The organism is Burkholderia lata, assembly GCF_000012945.1.
Taxonomy (GTDB): Bacteria; Pseudomonadota; Gammaproteobacteria; order Burkholderiales; family Burkholderiaceae; genus Burkholderia; species Burkholderia lata.
Window position 1 is genome coordinate 1,241,261 of sequence record NC_007511.1, and the last position, 17,510, is coordinate 1,258,770.

The 17,510-nt window shown below is 66.9% G+C and carries 19 protein-coding genes; 16 read left to right on the forward strand and 3 right to left on the reverse strand.

Annotated features, from left to right (window positions below):
* Nucleotides 1-46: 46 nt before the first annotated feature.
* Entirely contained in the window at nucleotides 47-1,126 is a 1,080-nt protein-coding gene (locus BCEP18194_RS28285; RefSeq protein ID WP_011354709.1) for a porin, read from the reverse strand.
* Between the two features lie 444 nt (nucleotides 1,127-1,570).
* On the opposite strand from BCEP18194_RS28285, the gene BCEP18194_RS28290 reads away from it, so the two are divergent.
* The 15 genes from BCEP18194_RS28290 (at nucleotide 1,571) to BCEP18194_RS28360 (ending at nucleotide 15,635) form a co-directional block, all read left to right on the forward strand.
* Entirely contained in the window at nucleotides 1,571-1,888 is a 318-nt protein-coding gene (locus BCEP18194_RS28290; RefSeq protein ID WP_011354710.1) for a non-heme iron oxygenase ferredoxin subunit, read from the forward strand.
* Nucleotide 1,889: 1 nt separating this feature from the next.
* Entirely contained in the window at nucleotides 1,890-2,201 is a 312-nt protein-coding gene (locus tag BCEP18194_RS28295) for a recombinase-like helix-turn-helix domain-containing protein (RefSeq protein ID WP_011354711.1), read from the forward strand.
* A gap of 52 nt (nucleotides 2,202-2,253) precedes the next feature.
* On the forward strand, nucleotides 2,254-3,330 hold the full coding sequence (locus BCEP18194_RS28300; protein ID WP_011354712.1) for an aromatic ring-hydroxylating oxygenase subunit alpha: 1,077 nt from the start codon (nucleotides 2,254-2,256) through the stop codon (nucleotides 3,328-3,330).
* Nucleotides 3,323-4,093: an SDR family oxidoreductase gene (locus tag BCEP18194_RS28305; RefSeq protein ID WP_011354713.1), complete on the forward strand. Its 771-nt coding sequence runs from the start codon at nucleotides 3,323-3,325 to the stop codon at nucleotides 4,091-4,093. The genes BCEP18194_RS28300 and BCEP18194_RS28305 overlap by 8 nt, the downstream gene beginning before the upstream one ends.
* 37 nt (nucleotides 4,094-4,130) lie before the next feature.
* Complete coding sequence (locus BCEP18194_RS28310; protein WP_011354714.1) at nucleotides 4,131-4,658, forward strand: cupin domain-containing protein; 528 nt, start codon at nucleotides 4,131-4,133, stop codon at nucleotides 4,656-4,658.
* 18 nt (nucleotides 4,659-4,676) lie between these two features.
* Nucleotides 4,677-5,573 carry an alpha/beta fold hydrolase gene (locus BCEP18194_RS28315; RefSeq protein ID WP_011354715.1) on the forward strand — a complete coding sequence of 299 codons (897 nt, stop codon included), beginning with the start codon at nucleotides 4,677-4,679 and terminating at the stop codon, nucleotides 5,571-5,573.
* A complete protein-coding gene (locus tag BCEP18194_RS28320; RefSeq protein ID WP_011354716.1) occupies nucleotides 5,570-6,427 on the forward strand; it encodes an IclR family transcriptional regulator in 858 nt (285 codons plus the stop codon). The genes BCEP18194_RS28315 and BCEP18194_RS28320 overlap by 4 nt, the downstream gene beginning before the upstream one ends.
* The gene (locus BCEP18194_RS28325; protein ID WP_011354717.1) at nucleotides 6,424-7,221 is read left to right on the forward strand and encodes an SDR family oxidoreductase; all 798 of its coding nucleotides are present in this window, start codon (nucleotides 6,424-6,426) and stop codon (nucleotides 7,219-7,221) included. Before BCEP18194_RS28320 ends, BCEP18194_RS28325 begins: the two co-directional genes overlap by 4 nt.
* A complete protein-coding gene (locus BCEP18194_RS28330; protein WP_011354718.1) occupies nucleotides 7,214-8,881 on the forward strand; it encodes a thiamine pyrophosphate-binding protein in 1,668 nt (555 codons plus the stop codon). Before BCEP18194_RS28325 ends, BCEP18194_RS28330 begins: the two co-directional genes overlap by 8 nt.
* Nucleotides 8,874-9,689 (forward strand): aspartate dehydrogenase, encoded by an 816-nt coding sequence (locus tag BCEP18194_RS28335; RefSeq protein WP_011354719.1) that lies wholly within the window; start codon nucleotides 8,874-8,876, stop codon nucleotides 9,687-9,689. The genes BCEP18194_RS28330 and BCEP18194_RS28335 overlap by 8 nt, the downstream gene beginning before the upstream one ends.
* A 72-nt stretch (nucleotides 9,690-9,761) precedes the next feature.
* Nucleotides 9,762-11,252 carry an aldehyde dehydrogenase gene (locus tag BCEP18194_RS28340; protein ID WP_011354720.1) on the forward strand — a complete coding sequence of 497 codons (1,491 nt, stop codon included), beginning with the start codon at nucleotides 9,762-9,764 and terminating at the stop codon, nucleotides 11,250-11,252.
* Nucleotides 11,253-11,270: 18 nt separating this feature from the next.
* Complete coding sequence (locus BCEP18194_RS28345; RefSeq protein ID WP_011354721.1) at nucleotides 11,271-12,233, forward strand: VOC family protein; 963 nt, start codon at nucleotides 11,271-11,273, stop codon at nucleotides 12,231-12,233.
* On the forward strand, nucleotides 12,230-13,474 hold the full coding sequence (locus BCEP18194_RS28350; protein ID WP_011354722.1) for an NAD(P)/FAD-dependent oxidoreductase: 1,245 nt from the start codon (nucleotides 12,230-12,232) through the stop codon (nucleotides 13,472-13,474). Before BCEP18194_RS28345 ends, BCEP18194_RS28350 begins: the two co-directional genes overlap by 4 nt.
* A 29-nt stretch (nucleotides 13,475-13,503) precedes the next feature.
* On the forward strand, nucleotides 13,504-14,904 hold the full coding sequence (locus BCEP18194_RS28355; RefSeq protein ID WP_011354723.1) for an MFS transporter: 1,401 nt from the start codon (nucleotides 13,504-13,506) through the stop codon (nucleotides 14,902-14,904).
* Between the two features lie 179 nt (nucleotides 14,905-15,083).
* On the forward strand, nucleotides 15,084-15,635 hold the full coding sequence (locus BCEP18194_RS28360; RefSeq protein ID WP_011354724.1) for a GNAT family N-acetyltransferase: 552 nt from the start codon (nucleotides 15,084-15,086) through the stop codon (nucleotides 15,633-15,635).
* A 15-nt stretch (nucleotides 15,636-15,650) separates the two neighbouring features.
* On the opposite strand, the gene BCEP18194_RS28365 is transcribed toward BCEP18194_RS28360, so the two are convergent.
* Nucleotides 15,651-16,049 carry a RidA family protein gene (locus tag BCEP18194_RS28365; RefSeq protein ID WP_011354725.1) on the reverse strand — a complete coding sequence of 133 codons (399 nt, stop codon included), beginning with the start codon at nucleotides 16,047-16,049 and terminating at the stop codon, nucleotides 15,651-15,653.
* A 96-nt stretch (nucleotides 16,050-16,145) separates the two neighbouring features.
* Entirely contained in the window at nucleotides 16,146-17,072 is a 927-nt protein-coding gene (locus BCEP18194_RS28370) for an ADP-ribosylglycohydrolase family protein (protein ID WP_011354726.1), read from the reverse strand.
* A gap of 176 nt (nucleotides 17,073-17,248) precedes the next feature.
* Between BCEP18194_RS28370 and BCEP18194_RS28375 the strand changes: the two genes are divergently transcribed.
* Nucleotides 17,249-17,476, forward strand: a complete 228-nt coding sequence (locus BCEP18194_RS28375; RefSeq protein ID WP_011354727.1) for a DUF3079 domain-containing protein — start codon at nucleotides 17,249-17,251, stop codon at nucleotides 17,474-17,476.
* Nucleotides 17,477-17,510: the final 34 nt, after the last annotated feature.

A 17,510-nucleotide genomic window follows, 5' to 3' on the forward strand; every position in this document is an offset into this window, starting at 1 on the left:
CCGCGGGCCGCTTTTGTCGTTTCAGGCGGCGAACGCCTGATTTCGTTCAGAACGAGTGGTGGATGCCGGTGAGCACGATCACCTGGTTCGCCGTACTCGACACGCCTGCCGTGAAGAACGCGGCCTGCGCACCGCCCGAACCGTGCTCAACCAGCACGTTCGCATACAGCTGCGTGCGCTTCGACAGCGAATAGATGTCGCCGAGCTCGACCTGCGTCCAGCGGCGGCCGGCCAGTGTCGTGGTCGCCGCGCCGCCCGCGATCGTGTTGAACGCGCTGCTGCGGTAGTTCACACCCGCGTCGTAGCTCTGGAACGTGTCCGAAAAGCCGTTCGACTGCATCTTCGTGCGCGTGTACAGGCCGTGCACGAGGAAGTCGCCGAACTGGTACGACGCACCCGCCCCGATGTTCTCGACCTTGCTCGCGGTATAGCCGTTCGCGGTGTTCTGCCCCTGGAACGACGTGATGCCGGTCGTGCTGATCAGGATCGAGCGGTCATGCTCGTTCGAGTACACGGCCGACGCCTTGAACGGCCCGTTCGCATAGTTCAGCGCGACGCCGACCGATTTGCCGGTCGAGAAGTTCGTCGTGTTGCCGAGCGCCATCGTCGCCGCGGCCGAGAAGCCCGCGAAGGTCGGCGAACGGTACTTGACCGCGTTGTTGTACGGCACGTTGCCGGTCGCGGCGAGCCCGTCGATGTTGCCGGGGTGGAACGCGTACCAGCTCATCGCGAGGTAGGCCGTGCTGAGCGGATCGAGATAGTCGAACGACAGCGGCGTCTGGCGGCCGAGCGTCAGCGTGCCGTAGCGTTCCGAGCTGAGGCCGACGAAGGCCGCGCGGTTCCAGATCGTGTTCGCGGTCGCGAACTGGCCATTGTTCGTATAGAAGCCGTTTTCGAGCTGGAAGATCGCCGACAGGCCATTGCCGAGGTCTTCCTTGCCCTTCAGGCCCCACCGATCCGGCTGCGTATTGCCCTGGATCATCGCCCACTTCGCATGGCCGCCGACGTTGTTCACGTACGCGATACCCGCATCCATGCTGCCGTACAGCATCACGCTGCTCTGCGCCCACGCGCCCGACACGGCGCCCATTCCGATCACTGCTGCTGCTACCGCGTGCTTGACCATTTGATCTCCTGAATCTCCAACCTGATGAAAACGTGCCGTGGCGGCATGCGCAGGAACGGCCGGCCGTCGCGCGTTTTCGCCATGGGGTGGGCATTCGTATGTTCCATATAAGGAACGATGTGCCTCTGATGGAATGGAGTATAGAGGCGTGAGGCAGCGGATCAAAAATAATTTTTTCGGGGCGGATGGGTTTCGGGCCGATGCCCGGCGCCGGTGCGCGAAGCCCGTGTAAACCCGGTAACTCCCCGTTGTATAACAAAAAATTTCATTTAATGAGGTGGGTGCGCGTGATCTCCGACCCGACGGTCAGTGTTTTCCCTAGGGCGTGCAGCTTTTTGTTTTACTCGTGGAAAGTCACTCCTATAATCACCATCCATAAACTGCTGTTCCGGGTATGGAACAAATCGGAACAAACCGAGAGTCGATCAGAAGGAAGGGTGTGAGATGTCTGAACAATGGGTTTGCGCCGGGCACGCCGGCGCGCTGTCGGAAGACACGCCGATCGAGTTCAAGCGGACCGACGGCGTTGAAATCGGGATCTACCGCGTCGGCGACGACGTGTATGCGCTCGAGAACGTATGCCCGCATGCGTACGCGCTGCTGACGCAGGGGTTCGTCGATGAAGGCACGGTCGAATGCCCGCTGCACGAGGCCGTGTTCGACATCAAGACGGGCGAATGCCTGAAGGGTCCGGGTGGTCGCGCACTGAAGCAGTACGCGGTGCGCCTCGCCGGCGAGGAAATCCAGATCAAGGTGGAATGACATGAAAGAAGCGACCGTCAACTTCAATCCCTTCCTGAAGCCGTGGGTGGCGCCGCAGCCGAACAACGTCGCGGGCAAGGGGCAGATCGAGATCCCCGGCCAGGTCGAGAACCAGGTCTGGCAGAACCGCAAGGCTGCACCGACCCAGTACGAAAACGACCTCGGCGATGCGCTCGAACGCGTGTTCGAAGCCGGCGCGATCGAGCTGGACGATGTCGTCGCGGGCCTGAACCGCATCGGCTTCCGCGCGCCGGACGGCACGGTGTGGACACCTGAGCGCTTCCGCGCCGAAATGGCCTCGCTCGCGGAATGACCGCCTGAGCGCCGACCGCCGACCCGACGACAACCGCATCCGGAGCACACTGATGACGTCCCCCGAACAACACGCAGCACAACACGACCCGGTCCGTGCCTATCTCGACCGCGGCATCAAGAACTACTGGTATCCCGTCGCGCCGAGCTGGCAGGTGTCGAATGCACCGGTCGGCCTCACGCGCCTGTCCGAGCAGATCGTGCTGTGGCGCGATCACGACGGCAAGGTTCACGCGCTCGAAGATCGCTGCCCGCACCGCGGCGCGCGCCTGTCGCTCGGCTGGAACCTCGGCGGCAACATCGCCTGCTGGTATCACGGCATCGAAGTCGACGGCGGCGGCACGGTCAACCGCGTGCCGGCCGTATCGAACTGTCCGCTCGAAGGCACGAAGTGCGTGAAGTCGTATCCGGTCGAAGAGAAGGCCGGCGCGATCTTCCTGTGGTTCGGCGACGAAGCGCACGGCGAGCCGGCGCCGCTGAACCTGCCCGAGGAACTGGTCGCCGACGAGTACGGCCACTTCCTGTGCGTGTCGAACTGGAAGTGCAATTACCAGTACGCGATCGACAACGTGATGGACCCGATGCACGGTGCGTACCTGCATGCCACGTCGCACTCGATGGCCGAAGGCGACAAGCAGGCCGACATGCGCGTGCGCAAGACGGAAACGGGCCTGATGTTCGAGAAGGTCGGCCAGCGCGACGTGAACTTCGACTGGGTCGAGCTCGGCGAAACGGGCTGCCTGTGGATGCGCCTCGCGATTCCGTACAAGCAGAAGTTCGGCCCCGGCGGCAACTTCGGGATCATCGGCTTCGCGACGCCGGTCGACGGCGACAACTGCCAGGTCTATTTCTGGCGCACCCGCAAGGTCAGCGGCTGGCAGCGCGACGTGTGGCGCTTCATGTACCGCAACCGCCTCGAGGGCCTGCACTGGGACGTGCTCGAGCAGGACCGCTACGTCCTCGAAAGCCTCGCGCCGAATGCACGCGATCACGAATACCTGTACCAGCACGACGTCGGCATGACGCGCGTGCGCCGGATGCTGCGCACGCGTGCGCAGGAGCATCTCTCCGCGCTCGACGCGCATCGCGCGGCGCAGGCGCAGGCCGCATCGGAGCCGGCAAATGGCTGAGCGCGCTCCGGTCGTGTCGCTCCCGGGGCGCCGCGTGCTCGTCACGGGCGGCGCGCGCGGGCTCGGCGCGGCGTTCGTGAAGGCGCTCGTCGAAGCGGGCGCGCAGGTCGCGTTCGGCGACGTGCTGGCCGACGAAGGCCGTGCGCTTGCCGCGCAACTCTCCGAAGCCGGCCATGTCGCGCATTTCTTCGCGCTCGACCTCGCCGATCCGGCGAGCGTCACCGCGTTCGTCGCGCAGGGCGCGGCAGCGCTCGGCGGCATCGACGCACTGATCAACAACGCGGCGATCACGAACTCGGGCGGCAAGCTGTCGACCGAGCTCGACGTGTCGACGTGGGACACCGTGATGAACGTGAACGTGCGCGGCGTGTGGCTCGTCAGCAATGCAGCGCTGCCGTACCTCGCGCAGTCGGGCCGCGGCGCGATCGTGAACCTTGCATCGGACACAGCGCTGTGGGGCGCGCCGAAGCTGCTCGCGTACGTCGCGAGCAAGGGCGCGGTGATCGCGATGACGCATGCGCAGGCACGCGAGTTCGGCGCGCACGGCGTGACGGTCAACGCGATCGCGCCGGGGCTGACCGAAGTCGAGGCGACCGCCTACGTGCCGGCCGAGCGCCACGCGTTCTACATGCAGGGCCGCGCGCTGACGCGTGCGCAGGTACCCGACGACGTGACGGGCCCCGTGCTGTTCCTGCTGTCGGACGGCGCGCGCTTCGTGACGGGTCAACTGCTGCCGGTGAACGGCGGCTTCGTGATGAATTGATTGAATTGAAGTTTTCACTCTGATGAAGGAGAGGACGATGGCGGACACCGATCTCGAACGCAAGTCGTGGGACCAGCCGGAAGGCGCAAGCTTCAACGACTGGATGGAAGGGCGTGTGGCGCGTTATGCGACGCGCCGCTACGACTGGGACGCACTGAAGTTCCAGGCCGACTACGACCCGAAGTACCGCCGTGCGCAGATGCGCTACGTCGGCACGGGCGGCACGGGCGTCGCGAAGGACGTCAACACGGTGCCGGCCGGCGGCTTCACGTTCTCGACGATGGTCATCCCGGCCGGCAACATCGGCCCGAGCCACATCCACATGGATGTCGAGGAAATCTTCTTCGTGCTGCGCGGCAAGATGAAGGTGATCTGCGAGCGTGACGGCGAGACGTGGGAAGCGATCCTCGGCGAGCGCGACCTGATCTCGGTGCCGCCGGGTGTGTATCGCACGGAAATCAACATCGGCGAGGAAGATGCGCTGATGTGCGTGATGCTCGGTTCGCCGAAGCCGGTCACGCCGACGTATCCGCCCGATTCGCCGCTCGCGAAGATCAAGCGTTGAGACGGGGCAGGTGAAGCAATGAGTGTCATCGACAAACGTGAACGCGACCGCACCGCGGCGTTCGCCGCGCTGCTCGGGCAGTTTCCCGAACAGCGTTGCGTGGCCGGCGCGGCGGGCACGATCGGTTATCGCGAGGCCGGCGCGCAGCATGCAGGCCGTGCGCTGCCCGTCGTGCTGCTGCACGGCATCGGCTCGGGCGCCGCATCGTGGGTCCGCCAGCTCGACACGCTCGGCGCATCGCGGCGCGTGCTCGCGTGGGATGCGCCCGGTTACGGCGTGTCGACGCCGGTGCGCGGTGCGTCGCCGGCCGCCGCCGATTACGCGGCATCGCTGAACGCGTGGCTCGAGGCACTCGGCATCGAACGCTGCGTGCTGGTCGGTCATTCGCTCGGCGCGATCATCGCGGGCGGTCTTGCCCGCGTGATGCCCGCGCGGATCGCCGGCCTGCTGCTGGTGTCGCCTGCGGGCGGCTACGGCAGCGCACCGGCCGAAACGCGCGAATCGCGCCGCGATGCGCGGCTCGCGATGCTCGCCGAACTCGGTCCGGCCGGGCTCGCCGAGCAGCGCAGCGGCAACATGCTGTCCGGCTTCGCGAACGAGGATGCGCGTGCGTGGGTGCGCTGGAACATGGCGCGCATCGTGCCGGCCGGTTATGCGCAGGCCACGCATCTGCTCGCGAACGCCGATCTCGCAACGGATCTTGCCGGCTTTCGCGGCCGCACGGCCGTGGCCGTCGGCGCGAACGACGCGATCACGCCGCCCGCCGCGTGCGAGCGGATTGCCGCGGCCGCGCACGTCGGGCTGCAGGTGATTCCGCAAGCAGGCCATGCCGGCTACGTGGAAGCACCGGCCGTCTATTCCGCACTGATCGACACGTTCTGCCGTCAGTGCGACCAACAGCGGGGGCTGGCATGAACGAACCGCTGCAACAACCCGATACCGAAAACGGCAAGGCCGAAGCCAGCTACGTCGTGCCCGGCCTCGAGCGCGGGCTGCGGATCCTCGCCGAATTCTCGCCGCGCGAGCCCGTGCTCGGCGCGCCCGAATTGTCGAAACGGCTCGGCATTCCGCGCACGACGGTGTTCCGTCTGCTGCAGACGCTCGAATCGCTCGGCTTCCTCGAGCGGGCGGACAAGGATCGCAACTACAAGCTCGGCATTGCCGTGCTGCGGCTCGGCTTCGAATACCTGAGCTCGCTGGAGCTGACCGATCTCGGCCTGCCGGTGATCGAGAGCCTGCGCGACGCGACCGGCTTCACGACGCACATCGTGATCCGGGACGGCCGCGACGTGGTGTTCGTCGCGAAGGCGCAGAGCCAGGCGCCGGTGTTCAGCTCGATCCGCGTGAACGTCGGCACGCGCTTGCCCGCGCATGCGACGACCCACGGCCACGTGCTGATGGGCGACCTGTCGCTGAAGGAGCTGCATGCGCTGTATCCGGAAGGTTCATTGAACCGGATGACGAACGCGACGCCGGAGTCGGTCGACGCACTGTACGAAGTGATCCGCGAGGATGCGCTGCGCGGTTACGGCGTCAGCAACTCGTCGTTCGAGCGCGGCATCTCGGTGGTCACGGCGCCGGTGCGAAACGAAACGCAGAAGATCGTCGCGTGCATTACGGTGACGGTGCCGCGCCCGGAAATCGACGCGGCGCTGATCTCGGACGGTCTGATCGACAAGGTGCAGCGCGCAGCGGCAGAACTGTCGCGGCGGCTCAATTACCGCTCGGATGACGAGCACACGTTTCTCAAGGCTTTAGGACTCCGATGATTCAGATCGATCTGACCGGGCAGGTGGCGGTGGTGACGGGCGGTTCGTCCGGCATCGGCCTCGCGACTGCCGAACGGTTCCTGCAGGCAGGCGCATCGGTCGCGATTTGCGGCCGGGACGGCGACCGTCTCGCACGCGCCGAAGCGATGCTCGTTGAAAAATACCCGGGCGCGCAACTGCTCGCCGCGCGTTGCAACGTGCTCGACGAAGCCGATGTGGCGGAGTTCGCGCAAGCGGTGTCGACGCGCTTCGGCCGCGCCGACATGCTGGTCAACAACGCCGGCCAGGGCCGCGTGTCGACCTTCGCCGATACGACCGACGACGCGTGGCGCGAAGAACTCGAACTGAAGTATTTCAGCATCATCCGCCCGACGCGCGCGTTTCTGCCGCTGCTGCGCGATGCGCAGGCGCCGACGATCACCTGCGTGAACTCGCTGCTCGCGCTGCAGCCGGAGCCGCACATGGTTGCGACGTCGTCGGCGCGCGCGGGCGTGCTGAGCCTCGTGAAGTCGCTCGCGACCGAACTGGCGCCGCAGCGCATTCGCGTGAACTCGATCCTGATCGGCATCGTCGAGTCGGGCCAGTGGCGCCGCCGTTACGAAACGCAGGCGCAGTCCGGCGAAAGCTGGGAGGACTGGACGGGCGCGCTCGCCCGCACGAAGAACATTCCGCTGAACCGCTTCGGCAAGCCTGACGAGGCCGCCTGGGCACTCTTTTATCTCGCAACGCATCTGTCGTCCTACACGACGGGCAGCCATATCGACGTTTCTGGAGGCTTTGCACGCCATGTCTGAAAAAACCACGGTTGGCGAGCTGATTGCCGCCTTTCTCGAGCAGTGCGGCGTGAAGACCGCATTCGGTGTCATCTCGATCCACAACATGCCGATCCTCGACGCGATCAACTCGCGCGGCAATATCCGGTATGTCGGTGCACGCGGCGAAGCCGGCGCATTGAACATGGCCGACGGCCTGGCCCGCGTGTCGGGCGGCCTCGGCGTCGCGTTCACGAGCACGGGCACGGCGGCGGGCAACGCAGCCGGCGCGATGGTCGAGGCGCTGACGGCCGGCACCGCGCTGCTGCACGTCACGGGGCAGATCGAGACGCCGTACCTCGACCAGGATCTCGCGTACATCCACGAAGCGCCGGACCAGCTGTCGATGCTGCATTCGATTTCGAAAGCCGCGTTCCGCGTGCGCACCGTCGAAACCGTGCTGCCGACGATCCGCGAAGCCGTGCGCATCGCGCAGACCGCGCCGACGGGCCCCGTGTCGGTCGAGATTCCGATCGATATCCAGGCCGCTGAAATCGAATGGCCGGAAGACCTCGCGCCGGCACACGTCGCGGTGCGCGAGCACGACGCCGCCCGCGTAGCGAAGCTCGCCGACGCACTGGCGGCCAAGCGCCGTCCGCTGCTGTGGCTCGGCGGCGGCGCGCGCCATGCACGCGAGGAAGTCGAACGCCTCGTGAAGCTCGGCTTCGGCGTCGTGACGAGCGTGCAGGGCCGCGGCGTGCTGCCCGAAGATCACCCGGCGACGCTCGGCGCGTTCAACGTGCACGCGTCCGTCGAAGCGTTCTACAAGACCTGCGATGCGCTCGTCGTCGTCGGTTCGCGCCTGCGCGGCAACGAAACGCTGAAGTACAAGCTCGCGCTGCCGCAGCCGCTGTTCCGCGTCGATGCCGATGCGCTTGCGGACAACCGCGGCTATCGCAACGAGCTGTTCGTGCATGGCGATTCGAAGCGCGTGCTGGCCGCACTGGCCGACCAGCTCGAAGGCCGCCTGTCGGTCGATCCGCAGTTTGCGGCCGATCTCGCGGCAGCCCGCGAGCAGGCGGTGGCCGACGTGTCGAAGGGCCTCGGGCCGTACAAGCAGCTCGTCGACACGCTGCAGGGCGCCGTCGGTCGCGACTACAACTGGGTGCGCGACGTGACGATCTCGAACAGCACGTGGGGCAACCGCCTGCTGAAGATCTTCGAGCCGCGCTCGGGCGTGCATGCGCTCGGCGGCGGCATCGGCCAGGGCATCCAGATGGGCATCGGCGCGGCGCTCGCGGATGCGGCCGCGAAGACGGTGTGCCTCGTCGGCGACGGCGGCCTGATGGTCAACGTCGGCGAGCTCGTCACGGCCGTGCAGGAAAACGCGAACGTGATGATCGTGCTGATGAACGACCAGTGCTACGGCGTGATCCGCAACATCCAGGACGCGCACTACGGTGGCCGCCGCTGCTTCGTGCAGCTGCACCAGCCCGATTTCGCGCAGTTCTGCGCGAGCTTCGGCCTCACGCACTACCGGATCACGTCGCTCGACGACGCGGAAGCGATTGTGCGCGAAGGGATGGCGAAGGCAGGCCCGGTGATGGTCGAGGTCGACATGCTGTCGGTCGGCTCGTTCGCATCGAACTTCGCCGGCCCGCCGGTGAAGAAAGAAGAGCCGTCGGAGCGCCAGTATGCGTAATGCCCACGCACCCGTCGACGTCGCGATGATCGGCTTCGGTGCGATCGGCGCGGCCGTGTACCACGCGGTCGAGCACGATGCGTCGCTGCGCATCGCGCACGTGATCGTGCCGGAACACCAGTGCGCGGCGGTGCAGGGCGTGCTGGGCGGCGCGGTGGAGGTCGTGTCGTCGGTCGACGCACTGGCCCGCCGCCCGGAGTTCGCGCTCGAATGCGCGGGCCACAGCGCGCTCGTCGATCACGTCGTGCCGCTGCTGAAGGCCGGCACCGACTGCGCGGTTGCGTCGATCGGCGCGCTGTCCGATCTCGCGCTGCTCGATGTGCTCGCACAGGCGGCCGACGAAGGCGACGCGACGGTGACGCTGCTGTCCGGCGCGATCGGCGGGATCGATGCGCTGGCGTCCGCGAAGCAGGGCGGCCTCGACGAAGTGCTGTACGTGGGCCGCAAGCCGCCGCTCGGCTGGCTCGGCACGCCCGCCGAGGCACTGTGCGACCTGCGCGCGATGACCGGGGAAAAGGTGATCTTCGAAGGCAGCGCGCGCGATGCCGCGCGCCTGTACCCGAAGAACGCGAACGTCGCGGCCACCGTCGCGCTCGCGGGCCTCGGCCTCGACGCGACGCACGTGCGCCTGATCGCCGATCCGTCGGTCGAGCGCAACGTGCACCGCATCACCGCGCGCGGCGCATTCGGTGAGATGTCGCTGGAAATGAGCGGCAAGCCGCTGCCCGACAACCCGAAGACGTCCGCGCTGACCGCATACAGCGCGATCCGCGCGCTGCGCAACCGCGCGGCCCGCTGCGTGATCTGACCGGACCATCGAATGTCCGCCCGCGCCACGGCGAGGGCGGACGTGCAGAGACAGATTTGTGGGACTTGTGACATGACTCCTTTCGATACGAGCCTCGTACCCGACGGCAACATCCTGATCGGCGGCGAATGGCGGCGCGGCCGTGGCACGCCTTTCGCGAGCATCTATCCGGCCGACCAGTCCGTGAACATGGAAGTGTCGACCGCGAATGCGGAAGACGCGGCCGAAGCCGTCGTGGCCGCCGATGCCGCATGGCGCCGCGCCGATTGGGCCGGGTTGAAGCCGCACCAGCGCGCGCAGGTGCTGTACCGCATCGCCGACCTGATCATGCAGCGCCACGAAGCGCTCGCGAACCTGCAGCGCCGCGACAACGGCAAGCCGATCGGCGAGACGCGCGTGCTGGTGGCTAGCGCCGCGAACACGTTCCGCTATTTCGCGGCGTGCCTCGAGACGCTCGACGAGGAACTGACGCCGTCGCGCGGCGATTACCTGACGATGAGCGTGTACGAGCCGATCGGCGTGATCGCGGCGATCACGCCGTGGAACTCGCCGATCGCGTCCGATGCGCAGAAGCTCGCACCGGCGCTGGCAGGCGGCAACGCGGTGGTGCTCAAGCCGGCCGAAGTCACGCCGCTCGTGTCGCTCGCGCTGGCGCGCATCTGCGAGGAAGCCGGCGTGCCGAAGGGCGTGCTGAGCGTGCTGCCGGGCAAGGGCTCGGTGATCGGCGACGTGCTCGTGCGTCATCCGCTGGTGAAGAAGGTGTCGTTCACCGGCGGCACCGAAGTGGGCCGCGGCATCGCGCGCATTGCAGCCGAGAAGCTGATGCCCGTGTCGCTCGAACTCGGCGGCAAGTCGCCGACGATCGTCTGCGACGACGCCGATCTCGATCACGCGGTCAACGGCGTGCTGTACGGCATCTTCAGTTCGTCGGGCGAAGCGTGTATCGCGGGCTCGCGGCTGTTCGTGCAGCGCGCGGTGTACGACGAATTCATGACGCGTTTGGTGGCCGGCGCACGCAAGCTGCGCGTGGGCGACCCGACGCGGCCTGACACGCAGATGGGGCCGCTGATCACCGCGAAGCATCGCGAATCGGTGGAGCGCTACGTGGCGCTCGGTCTCGAGGAAGGCGGCCGCCTGCTGTGCGGCGGCGAGCGGCCGTCGGGCGACGGGCGCGAGAACGGCTTCTTCTATCAGCCGACGATCCTCGAAGGCTTGCCGAACAGCGCGCGCATCTGCCAGGAAGAAATCTTCGGCCCGGTGCTCGTCGCGATGCCGTTCGACGACGAAGCGTCGCTGATCGCGCAGGCGAACGACAGCGTGTTCGGCCTGGCGGCCGGCATCTGGACGCGCGACTACAAGCGCGCCTGGCGCATCGCGCGCGCGCTGGAGACGGGCACCGTCTGGATCAACACGTACAAGCTGTTTTCGATCTCCACGCCGTTTTCGGGCTGGAAGGAGAGCGGGATGGGGCGCGAGAAGGGGCGTCTCGGCATCCGCGAGTACATGCAGCAGAAGAGCCTCTACTGGGGCTTGAACGACGCGCCGCTGCCGTGGGCGAACTGAGCGAAGGGGAATGACGCAATGAGCATTTTGGGAATCGAGCAGATCACGTACGGTGTCGACGACCTCGCGACCTGCCGGCGCTTTTTCGCCGACTGGGGGATGAAGGAAGTCTCGCACGACGAATCGCGCGCACGCTTCGAGACGTTGAACGGTTGCACCGTGCTGGCCGTCAAGGCAGACGATCCGGCGCTGCCGCCCGCATTCGAAGCGGGCCCGACGCTGCGTGAAGTCACGTGGGGCGTCGCGACGCAGCAGGAACTCGATGCGCTGCGCACGAAGCTCGCCGGGCAGCCCGGCTATTACGCGCAGGACGATGCGGTGGGCTGCATCGACCCGAACGGGATGGCGATCCGCATCGAAGTCACGCGCAAGCGCGAACTCGACATCACGGGCTCGCCGTCGAACGTGTGGGGCCAGACGCTGCGCGTCGACCAGCCGAGCCCGATCTATGCACGCGCGGAGCCGGTCGAGGTCGGGCATGTCGTGTTCTTCACGAACTGCCTCGATGCGCAGGAAAAGTTCTATCACGAGTTGCTGGGCTTCGAGACGTCCGACCGTTATCCGGGGCGTGGCGCGTTCATGCGCTGCGCGCCGCACGGCGGCCACCACGACCTGTTCCTGCTCGCGCTGCCGAATGGCAAACGTGGCCTGAATCACGTCGCGTTCACCGTGCGCGACATCCACGAAGTGTTCGGCGGCGGCATGCACATCGACCGCTGCGGCTGGGAAACGCAACTCGGCCCGGGTCGTCACCCGGTGTCGTCCGCGTACTTCTGGTACTTCCAGAACCCGGCCGGCGGCCTGATCGAGTACTACGCGGACGAAGACATGCTGACGCCCGAGTGGCAGCCGCGCGAGTTCGAGCCGGGCCCGACCGTGTTCGCCGAATGGGCCGTCGACGGCGGCCTCGACGGCAACACGCGCCGCCAGAAGAACGCGAAGGCGCCGGAAGGCAAGTTCATGACGGAGCGCAAATCATGAGCGAAGAAACCGCACAGGAGCAGGCCGCGCCCGGCACGGTCGTCGTGATCGGCGGCGGCCAGGCCGCCGGCTGGGTGTTGAAGACGCTGCGCGCGGAAGGCTTTGCGGGCCGTCTCGTGATGATCGCGGACGAACCCCATCTGCCGTACGAGCGTCCGCCGCTGTCGAAGGCCGTGCTGGCCGGCGACGCCGATATCGAAACCGTGCGCGTCGTGCGGCCCGACGAATTCGACGCGTTGAATGTCGAAGCATGGCAGCCGGAACGCGCCGCATCGATCGACCGCGCACGCCGCGTCGTGACAACCGAAAGCGGCCGCGAGATCGAATACGACCGTCTCGTGATCGCGACCGGCGGCACGTCGCGCCGCTTGCCTGACGCGCTCGTGAAGACGCAGAACCTGCATTACCTGCGCACGCTCGACGAAGCGGCCGCGCTTGGCGAGAAGCTGCGCGCGAGCCAGCGCGTGCTCGTGATCGGCGGCGGCTGGATCGGCCTCGAAGTCGCGGCGACCGCGCGCAAGCTCGGCGTCGACGCGGTCGTGGTCGAAGGCGCGCCGCGGCTGTGCGGCCGCTCGGTGCCGCGGATCGTGTCGGATTTCCTGCTCGACCTGCATCGCGCGAATGGTGTCGACGTGCGCCTCGGCGCGGCGCTCGCGTCGCTCGACGCGCAGCCGGACGACGCATCGAAGGTGCGTGCAACGCTCGCCGACGGTACGACGATCGACGCCGATTTCGCGGTGGCCGGTATCGGCCTCGCGCTGAATGCGTCGCTCGCGAGCGATGCGGGGCTGGCGATCGACGACGGCATCGTCGTCGACGAATTTGGCGCGACGAGCGACCCGGCGATCTTCGCTTGTGGCGACGTTGCGAACCATCACAACGGCTGGCTGAAGCGGCGCGTGCGGCTCGAATCGTGGGCCAACGCGCAGAACCAGGCGATCGCGGCAGGGAAGGCCGTGCTCGGCGTGCGTGCGCCGTACGCGGAGATTCCGTGGTTCTGGTCGGATCAGTACGACGTGAACCTGCAGATCCTCGGTGATCTGCCGGCGGATGCGCAGCTCGTCGTGCGCGGCGATCTTGCCGCGCGACGCGCGACGCTGTTTTTCGTGGGCGAAGGACATGTGAGAGGTGTCATCGCCGTCAACAACGCACGTGAGCTGAAGCTCGCGCGCAAGTGGATGAACCAGGGCCGGGCAGTGGATACGGAAGCCTTGGCAGACACGACCAAGACACTGGCCTGACCGGCGACGAGACACAGGAGACACCCCGCATGAGCACTTTCGACAACGTCGTGGCCGGTCGCGCCACGATGGAAGCTGCCGCCTCCACGCCTGGCGCGATCATCGCGCGGCTCGAGCGGCTTCCGGCCAACGCGATGCAGATCCGCGCGCGCGTGCTGATCGGCGCCGCGACGTTCTTCGACGGCTTCGACGTGATCACGATCGCGGCGACGCTGCCGCTGCTGATTCACAAATGGGGGCTGTCGCCGACGCAGATCGGCCTGCTGATCGCATCCGGCGCGATCGGCCAGCTGATCGGCGCGTTCCTGTTTCCCGCGCTGGCGGAGAAGCACGGCCGCGTGAAGGCGATCGCTTGGAGTTCGGCCGTGATCGGCATCACGAGCATCGCGTGCGGTTTCGCGCCGACCTTCGAGATCTTCGTGCTGCTGCGGATTCTGCAGGGTCTGGGCCTCGGCGGCGAGTTGCCGGTTGCCGCGACATACATCAACGAGATCACGCGCGCACACGGCCGCGGCCGCTTCGTGCTGCTGTACGAGATCGTGTTCCCGATCGGCCTGCTCGTGTCGATGGGGCTCGGTGCGTGGCTCGTGCCGCGCTTCGGCTGGGAAATCATGTACTTCGTCGGCGGGCTGCCGCTGATCCTGTCGCTCGTGCTCACGCGCCTCGTGCCGGAATCGCCGCGCTGGCTCGCGTCGCGCGGGCGGCTCCCGGAAGCCGGGCGTGCGGTCGGCGTGTTCGAAGCGTCGGTGCGCGGCGAGCTGCCGCCCGTCACGCAGGCGGCCGCGTTCGACGAGATGGTGCGCCAGCATCCGAAGCGCAAGATGAGCGACCTGTTCAGCGCCGCGTATCGCAAGCGCACGCTCGCGGTGGCGACGTTGTGGGCGACCTGCGGGTTCATCCAGTACGGGCTGTCGACGTGGCTGCCGACCATCTACAAGAACTTCTATCACGCGCCGCTGCAGCTCGCGCTGAACCTCGCGGTGATCGGCTCGGTGATGGGCGTGCTCGGGTCGCTGGCGTCGGCGCTGCTCGTCGACAAGCTCGGCCGCAAGCCGGTGATTGTGTGGTCGTTCGTGCTGTGCGCGGTGTCGCTGGCGTTCGCGGGCATCTATCACGCGTCGTCGGTGTATGTCGTGTCGATCTTCTGCTCGCTGTCGCTCGGGTTGATGGCGTCGGGGTTCATTACCGCGTACGTCTATACGCCGGAGCAGTATCCGACGAGCATCCGCGCGTCGGGCTGCGGGCTCGGCAGCGCATGGCTGAAGATCGCATCGTTCGTCGCGCCGATGGTCGTGCCGCACGCGATCATCGGCGGCAACCTCGCGCCGGCGTTCTACCTGATCGGTATCGTCCCGCTGATCGCGGCGGTGACCGTGCACTTCGTCGGGATCGAGACGAAGGGGAAGGTGCTCGAAGCGCTGGAAGCGTAAGCGCGGCCGGCTGGCGGCAATAGCTGAGGTGAAGAGGCCCGGGCGATGATGTCCGGGCCTTTTTGTTTTGCGGTGATCCAGGGTGCCGCGGTGGGGCGGGGCGGGCGAATGCATGAAATGGCCGACTCGCATCTCGCGTGTTCTAATTCACGATCCCGTTTTTTCGACCGACTGTCGCCATGCCCCTGTTCGAACCCGTCACGCTGGATACCGCCCGCCTCGTCCTGCGGCCGCTACGCGAAGCCGACGCGCACGCGTTGTTCGAGATCTGGTCGGATGGGGAGGCGATGCGCTATTTCTCGTTCTCGCCGATGACACACGTCGAACAGGCGATCGAGCGCGTCGCACGCAACGTGAAGACGTCCGCGAGCGGGCAGGACCTGATCTGCGTGCTCGAACTGCGGGAAACCGGCGAAGCGCTCGGCGAATGCGTGCTGTTCCATGCGAACGAGCAATGCCGGCGCGCGGAGATCGGCTTCAGCCTGCGGCGTAAGTACTGGAGCGGCGGCTACATGCGCGAGGCGGCATCGGCCGTGATCGATCACGCGTTCGGCACGCTGCGGCTGAACCGGCTCGAAGCCGATATCGATCCGCGCAACGTCGCGTCGGCGGGGCTGCTCGAACGGCTCGGCTTCGCGCGGGAAGGGCTGCTGCGCGAACGCTGGATCGTCGGCGACGAAGTGTCGGACAGCGCGCTGTATGGGTTGCTGGCGAGCGACCGGCGCGCGTGACGCGCTGGAATCGGATCATTTCGCCGCAGGAACGATCGCGAACGCGTCCACTTCGACCAGCACGTCGGGGCGGAACAGCGAAGCCACGCCGACGAGCGCGCTCGCGGGCGGACAGGCGGTATTGACCCACCGGTCGCGCACCTCGCGAATCTGCGGCAACAGGCTCGAATCGAAGTCGCGGACGTAGATCGTGAGCCGCGCGACGGACTCGAAGCCGACGCCCGCGGCACGAAGCGTATCGGCGATGTTCCGGAACACCTGATCGAGCTGCGTCGCGTGATCGGTGCCGACCACGGTGCCGTCGGTGTCGAACGGAACGTGCCCGGACAAATACAGCGGTTGGCCGCCTTCCACGAGTACCGCCTGCGAAATGCCGGGAATCGTGGCGCCAGGGGGATTGATTGCACGCAGCATGCGACGCTCCTCTCAGGTTGATGCGGTTGTTCGGGACGGTCGGGGGTGGCCCGCCGCGTTTGATTCAAAAGGTTGGTCAGCGATGGGGCGACGCGCTCACAGTCGAGCGAGCCAGCCCTCGACCAGTTCTTTCCCGTGCAGCGCCGCGACCCACCGATCGGGCAACGCGTGCTCGCCGTACAGTGCGCCGGCAAGGCTGCCGGCGATGGCCGCCGTCGTATCCGTGTCGTTGCCGAGCGCGATTGCGCGCTTCACACAGTCTTCGTAGCTGCTCGTCGACAGCAGGCAATGGATCGCCGACCAGAAGCTGTCGACCACGTAACCGGAGCCTTGCGGCGCATCGAAGCGGCCGTCGAGCACGATCTTCAGTTCGATCTCCTCGGCGGTGCCTGCGTAGCGCGCCGGCAGCTCGTCTTCGGCCGCGCGCACCGCGTCGGGCGCGAGTTGGCCTTCAACGATGTTCATTGCTGTCAGGCCGTAGAGCGCACAGCACAGCTGCGAGCGCACGTGGCCGTGCGTAACGGCACTCTGCCTGCACGCGAGCCGGATCGCTTCGTCGCGCGATGCGGCGACCATCACCACCGGAAAGCAGCGCATCAGCGAGCCATTGCCGTTGTCACGTTCGTCGCAAGGGCCGGCAACGGCAGGCGCCGCGCCCGCCGCCAGTGCATGCAACGCACGCTGCGTCTGCAGGCCGACGTCGAACACGCGGCCGTCCGGCGTGAAGGCGCCGCGATGAAACCAGTCCTGCAGGTTGCGGGCGAACGTATCGAGGTTCAGGTCGCGGTCGTCCGACAGCGCGTCGAGTAGCGCGAGCGCCTGCGCGCCATCGTCGCTCCAGGTGCCAGGCGGCACGCCGTCGTGTGCGCGCGCAAAGCCGGGCGGCGGCGACATGTCGATCGCAGCGGGCGGCGGGATCGACGCGGCGTCGTGGAATTCGTACGGCACGCCCAGCGCGTCGCCGATCAGCAGGCCAAGCAGGCCGCCGCGCAGGCGGGATCGTCGGTTCGGAGTGGCAGTCATCGGGCAGGGGTCGGATTGGCGGCTCGCGCCGCGGAATACCGTGCAGCCTAGACCAATCGCTTGCGCGTGCCTAGCCGATGCAGCGTCGCCGATGCGAACGAATGCCGCATGGCTCATGCGCGACGGTGAACTAGAGTCGAACGTAGCCGATGAAACGACACCGGGAAGACAAGCTCATGGCGAAGAAATTTCCGCTGCATCCCGTGCATCCGGAGCGGATCTGCTGGGGATGCGACAACTACTGCCCGACGCATGCAATGCGTTGCGGCAACGGTTCGAGCCGCACGCAGCACCCGAGCGAATTGCTCGGCGACGACTGGTATCGATACGGCGACTGGGGCATTGAAGGCGCGGATGCCGACAACGAAAGCGAACGCGCGACCGAAGCCGGCGGGCAGTCGTAGCGACAAGTTGCCTCACCCGGGTGCGTCCGGTTTC

What these genes read in the sequence shown, in the direction of transcription:
- BCEP18194_RS28350 (WP_011354722.1), top strand. Translation starts at nt 12,230, where the DNA reads ATGAGCGAAGAAACCGCACAGGAGCAGGCCGCGCCCGGCACGGTCGTC.
- BCEP18194_RS28375 (WP_011354727.1), top strand. Translation starts at nt 17,249, where the DNA reads ATGGCGAAGAAATTTCCGCTGCATCCCGTGCATCCGGAGCGGATCTGC.
- BCEP18194_RS28345 (WP_011354721.1), top strand. Translation starts at nt 11,271, where the DNA reads ATGAGCATTTTGGGAATCGAGCAGATCACGTACGGTGTCGACGACCTC.
- BCEP18194_RS28370 (WP_011354726.1), bottom strand. Translation starts at nt 17,072, where the DNA reads ATGACTGCCACTCCGAACCGACGATCCCGCCTGCGCGGCGGCCTGCTT.
- BCEP18194_RS28365 (WP_011354725.1), bottom strand. Translation starts at nt 16,049, where the DNA reads ATGCTGCGTGCAATCAATCCCCCTGGCGCCACGATTCCCGGCATTTCG.
- BCEP18194_RS28320 (WP_011354716.1), top strand. Translation starts at nt 5,570, where the DNA reads ATGAACGAACCGCTGCAACAACCCGATACCGAAAACGGCAAGGCCGAA.
- BCEP18194_RS28325 (WP_011354717.1), top strand. Translation starts at nt 6,424, where the DNA reads ATGATTCAGATCGATCTGACCGGGCAGGTGGCGGTGGTGACGGGCGGT.
- BCEP18194_RS28340 (WP_011354720.1), top strand. Translation starts at nt 9,762, where the DNA reads ATGACTCCTTTCGATACGAGCCTCGTACCCGACGGCAACATCCTGATC.
- BCEP18194_RS28295 (WP_011354711.1), top strand. Translation starts at nt 1,890, where the DNA reads ATGAAAGAAGCGACCGTCAACTTCAATCCCTTCCTGAAGCCGTGGGTG.
- BCEP18194_RS28285 (WP_011354709.1), bottom strand. Translation starts at nt 1,126, where the DNA reads ATGGTCAAGCACGCGGTAGCAGCAGCAGTGATCGGAATGGGCGCCGTG.
- BCEP18194_RS28290 (WP_011354710.1), top strand. Translation starts at nt 1,571, where the DNA reads ATGTCTGAACAATGGGTTTGCGCCGGGCACGCCGGCGCGCTGTCGGAA.
- BCEP18194_RS28305 (WP_011354713.1), top strand. Translation starts at nt 3,323, where the DNA reads ATGGCTGAGCGCGCTCCGGTCGTGTCGCTCCCGGGGCGCCGCGTGCTC.
- BCEP18194_RS28300 (WP_011354712.1), top strand. Translation starts at nt 2,254, where the DNA reads ATGACGTCCCCCGAACAACACGCAGCACAACACGACCCGGTCCGTGCC.
- BCEP18194_RS28315 (WP_011354715.1), top strand. Translation starts at nt 4,677, where the DNA reads ATGAGTGTCATCGACAAACGTGAACGCGACCGCACCGCGGCGTTCGCC.
- BCEP18194_RS28310 (WP_011354714.1), top strand. Translation starts at nt 4,131, where the DNA reads ATGGCGGACACCGATCTCGAACGCAAGTCGTGGGACCAGCCGGAAGGC.
- BCEP18194_RS28360 (WP_011354724.1), top strand. Translation starts at nt 15,084, where the DNA reads ATGCCCCTGTTCGAACCCGTCACGCTGGATACCGCCCGCCTCGTCCTG.
- BCEP18194_RS28335 (WP_011354719.1), top strand. Translation starts at nt 8,874, where the DNA reads ATGCGTAATGCCCACGCACCCGTCGACGTCGCGATGATCGGCTTCGGT.
- BCEP18194_RS28330 (WP_011354718.1), top strand. Translation starts at nt 7,214, where the DNA reads ATGTCTGAAAAAACCACGGTTGGCGAGCTGATTGCCGCCTTTCTCGAG.
- BCEP18194_RS28355 (WP_011354723.1), top strand. Translation starts at nt 13,504, where the DNA reads ATGAGCACTTTCGACAACGTCGTGGCCGGTCGCGCCACGATGGAAGCT.